The organism is Oleiphilus sp. HI0066 (genome assembly GCF_001635725.1).
In genome coordinates this window covers 1-478 of the sequence record NZ_LWFH01000950.1, presented here as the reverse complement: position 1 = coordinate 478, position 478 = coordinate 1, and the positions used below count along the sequence as shown (strand labels likewise).

Sequence of the window (478 nt, the reverse complement as noted above, 5' to 3'; positions counted from 1 at the left end):
TGTCTTTGATCTAGAGCGTTGAACATTTGTAAAAGTGAGTAGGCGGCACCGAATAAATACATTCCAACAAAGAGATAGAACCAAAACGGATCATCTTCTCGCGTTATATCTCCACCTCGCCTCGTCCAATGATATCCATCAATATGTGTATCGAAGGCTAGCCATAGACACACTAGGGCAAATATGGCGCACCAAGATGCAGGTAGCTTTTTTTGTTTTTCACTCGCGACTAATTTGAATTGCTCTACTTGTGATTGATGTTCAGGAAGGTCACTTTTTTCAAGCTGATCAATCGCTATCAAAAGTTTGGCGTAGTTCTCTGGATACTTTTCCTTGTTAATTGAGCTATGCGCTTGCATAAGCTCCGCGTAAGAGTACTTAGAATAATCCATTAGGGTACCGAAGATGATTAACCAGCTGTTTGAGTACATTAATTTAGTATCAGGTAGATCTAGATCGTGATGATGTAGGATCTGTA

1 protein-coding gene is annotated in these 478 nt (G+C 40.2%); it reads right to left on the bottom strand.

From position 1 onward, the window contains the following. Positions 1-392 (bottom strand): hypothetical protein (locus tag A3738_RS10800; RefSeq protein ID WP_197473807.1); only part of this gene is annotated, 392 nt, incomplete at its 3' end. Between the last annotated feature and the right edge of the window lie 86 nt (positions 393-478).